General features: G+C 49.9%; 3 protein-coding genes. All 3 read right to left on the bottom strand.

What is annotated here, in order from left to right:
- Positions 1-111: 111 nt before the first annotated feature.
- The 3 genes from tnpC to tnpA all read right to left on the bottom strand — a co-directional run bounded on the left by tnpC (position 112) and on the right by tnpA (position 2,516).
- Positions 112-1,743 (bottom strand): IS66 family transposase, encoded by a 1,632-nt coding sequence (gene tnpC, locus BQ7480_RS17320; protein WP_072543203.1) that lies wholly within the window; start codon positions 1,741-1,743, stop codon positions 112-114.
- 88 nt (positions 1,744-1,831) lie between these two features.
- The gene (gene tnpB, locus BQ7480_RS17325; protein WP_022233133.1) at positions 1,832-2,200 is read right to left on the bottom strand and encodes an IS66 family insertion sequence element accessory protein TnpB; all 369 of its coding nucleotides are present in this window, start codon (positions 2,198-2,200) and stop codon (positions 1,832-1,834) included.
- Positions 2,193-2,516: an IS66 family insertion sequence element accessory protein TnpA gene (tnpA, locus tag BQ7480_RS17330; RefSeq protein ID WP_072542632.1), complete on the bottom strand. Its 324-nt coding sequence runs from the start codon at positions 2,514-2,516 to the stop codon at positions 2,193-2,195. The genes tnpB and tnpA overlap by 8 nt, the downstream gene beginning before the upstream one ends.
- Positions 2,517-2,602 lie beyond the last annotated feature (86 nt).

Raw genomic sequence — 2,602 nt, forward strand, 5'->3', positions numbered from 1 at the left:
GTAAGCATTTGTTAAACTACAGGTATTGAACTTTATATACAACAATAGCGACTGTCACTATAAACCTAATAGTTGCAGTCGCTATTATTTTATTGAACCTATATGTTGCAGTCAGCACCGGTTGCCGGCTTCCTCCTCTTGTTTTGTCAATGCACTTTCCGGATGTTGCAGCTTCCATTTATGTGGAAGCAGTTCCAGCAGTTCCTCATGAGTAGCCTTTTTGTGATAGGGCATTCGGGCGATGACATCATTCAGATAATCCCTTGGGTTTACATCATGTGCCTTACAGGTGGCCAGCAGGGAACAGATGACCGACATATTAGCCGCTGCCTCATGGTTGCCGCAGAAGAGGTAATTTTTCCGTCCCAGAGTAATCGGCCGGATGACATTTTCAGCCAGATTGTTATCCCAGAGCAGGCGTCCGTCCTCCAGACATCCCATCATGTTGTCCCATCGGGTATAGGCATACGTGATGGCTTTCCCGATCTGGGAATTGGGGCTGTACTTGATTCCTTCCGTTTCCATCCACACTTTTATGGTATTCATGACAGGTCCGGCCAGTTCCCGGCGCTTCGTCTTCCGCTCGTCGTACGACAGGCCCGCCTTATCGCAGCAGTGTTCAATCCGGTAAATATGCTGTATCTGGGTCAGGCCATGTTCGGCCATCTCCCGGTTTTCATCCAGAGCCTGTTCAAAATGACGGCGGATATGCACCAGGCAGTTGAGCAGCCGCACGTCGGGGTTGGTTCTGAAGGCTGTCTCATAGCCTGCAAAACCGTCGCATTGAAGATAACCCTTGAAGTGATATTGATTTGCCAGGGATTCGATGACCGCTCCGGCACGCGATCCCTGGTCGTAATGGAAGATGACCAGTTTCTTCATGACCGACCTTACCATCCACAGGTATTCCTTGTCGGCCCTGTGCTTTTCCTTGTTGATGACCGGAACAGTGGTTTCGTCCGCCTGTACATAGTCGCAGGAAAAGACTTCCTTCTTGAGCTCCTCATACAGAGGCCTGAGCAGCTCCACCGTTTTTTTGAACCATCCGTCCAGCGTACTTTCCGTAAGGCCTTTCATCCCAAGATGCCGGTACTGCTGTATCTGCCGGTAGAACGGGACGTGATATTCATACTTCTGAAGCAGTATCTCGGCAAGCAGGCTGGTGTCGGCGATGCACTTGTCGACGGGCATCAGCGGCATGGGGGCAATCTCCACGCCTTTCTGCCCTGCGGGAGGAAGCCGGGTGCTGTCCTTGAGCGCATATTTGGGACGGATAATTTCCTTGACATAGAGCATCCCCGGTTTGTGCTTGACCACTTTGGTTACCTCTTCGCCAATCCTACGATATAAGGACAGGTCCACACCGGCCGGCTCTATAACCTCGGTTTCGAGTATGGGCAGATCCTCTGTCATTTTGCGGTTCTGACGCTTCTGCTTCCGGACTTCCACCAGTTCCTTTTCTATCTGCTCCACGGCCCCGTCACGCTTTTCTTCCGCCTGATGCCGGAGTCCGGCAAACTCTTCGGCAAAAAGGTCGGGCATATCGGGATTATATACGGGAAGCTTTTCTGTCTTACGCCCAAAGAGCTGGCGGTTCAGCCATGCAATCTGAGCCGTCAGCTCTTTGATTCGTTCCTGCAGATTCTTAATCTGTTCCGCCTGATCCTTATTAGTGGCAGACAACGAAGCAATGGAGGCATTCAGCCCTTCTATCGTCTTGAGCAGTATATCCTTTTCTTCCATTGTCCGCATCTGTTTTGTTTATGTAAATATACTAAATATAAGCGGATTACACAATAATATCCGCACTTTTGTTCACTCCGGAAGCATATTATACATGATATTCCTTGCGCTCTGCCCTCAGGCGCCGGAGCCTCTGCTGCGGATTTTCCTGAATGCCCTCGACCATCATCACCAGGTCGCGCCATTCCATGGGATAGCTGTTTGATTGGGGATCGTACTCCGGCAGTTTGAAGCGGCCCGCCTCCAGGCGTTTTACATACATCACCATACCTCCGTCTTCTGCATGAAGCAGTTTCATGAGCCTGCGGCTGGAACCGATGAAGATGAAGACATCCCCGTTCTTCACTTCGCTGTTCATCTTCTCATGTACCACTCCGCACAGCGAACTGATACCCTTGCGCATATCTGTCCTGCCAGGACACAGGAAGTAGCGCATCGTGTCGTTCAGGTTAAACATGGCCGCCTCGAAGACTTTGGGTGAACAGCTCCATCAGTATCTCTTCTGACCCGTTCCCGAAGTGGGCACGAAGACCGTTGGGAAACAGAACGGACACACCATGCGGCACTTGTCCTTCAGGGGACGATTCCATGACTGACTGTTTAAGACTGATGGGAACCAGCTCCTGTTTAACACTGTTCCTGTCAACCGAACATTTTCTACGCCAGTAATGATAGGTTGAATAACTTATACCTATCTGTTGTAGGTACGACTTCAACGGCAGGCCGCTTTGTTGTACCTGTAATTCCAATTCTTCAAATTCCAGTCTATTCATAATAATTGAGGTTTGATTGTATTCGCTGCCGCAAAGCTACAATCAAACCTCAAGGTGTAAAAGGTGCATTTGTCCGAATGCTTACG

The sequence above is a fragment of the Bacteroides mediterraneensis genome (assembly GCF_900128455.1).
GTDB classification, from domain to species: domain Bacteria; phylum Bacteroidota; class Bacteroidia; order Bacteroidales; family Bacteroidaceae; genus Phocaeicola; species Phocaeicola mediterraneensis.